The sequence below is a fragment of the Vibrio sp. 970 genome, from assembly GCF_033339075.1.
This window is the reverse complement of record NZ_JAWOTW010000252.1, coordinates 1-744: the sequence shown is the minus strand read 5'-3', so window position 1 is coordinate 744 and position 744 is coordinate 1. Positions and strand designations below refer to the sequence as shown.

Here is a 744-nt window from a genome sequence, read left to right as displayed (position 1 = left end):
GAGTGACGGTCATTGATTTGATAGATCAGTTTTGAAGAGATGCTCTGCATATCTTTGTCTTCATAACCATAATCAATGTCATCTTCTTCCCTTGCGGTATATTGACCATAAACCTGTAGCAACAAGTTTTCTGCAAGAGGGCCATTTACAAAGAAGTTTGCACTCTGTTCACCACCAGAACGGCTGTTTTCTTGGATAACCGTCCCCAGCTGCACATTACCTGTCCACTCAAGCGCATCTTTACGGGTGATCACGTTAATCACACCACCAATCGCATCGGAACCATATAGTGTCGACATCGGGCCACGGATCACTTCGATTCGCTCAATGGCTTGAAGTGGTGGCAACCAACCTTGTTCAATACCAGGGCCATCGCTATTTGGGCGAGTTTCGCGAGTACTTTGGCGCTTACCATCCACAAGAATTAACGTGTACTTAGAGCCCATACCACGAATGCTGATATCGGTTGTATCACCACCACCAGTCACAACAACACCCGGCACACTTTTCAGTGCATCAGTCACGTCGCGGTAGTAGCGCGAGTCCAATTCTTCTCGCGAGATAACACTAATACTTGCAGGCGCATCCGCTTGGGATTGCTCATAACTTGACGCTGTCACCACGACGGTTTCCATTTTAGAAACTGATTCGTTAGCAAATACATGAGGGACACTGACGAAGGCTAAAACACCAGTTGCAGTTAGCACTGGCAGTCTAAGAGTGGACATCTACATCTCCATAATT

1 protein-coding gene is annotated in these 744 nt (G+C 46.6%); it reads right to left on the bottom strand.

The annotated features are described in order from the left end of the window. The coding region (locus tag R7Q11_RS26000) for a TonB-dependent receptor plug domain-containing protein (protein WP_225466980.1) at window positions 1-635 on the bottom strand (635 nt) is incomplete at its 3' end. Window positions 636-744 lie beyond the last annotated feature (109 nt).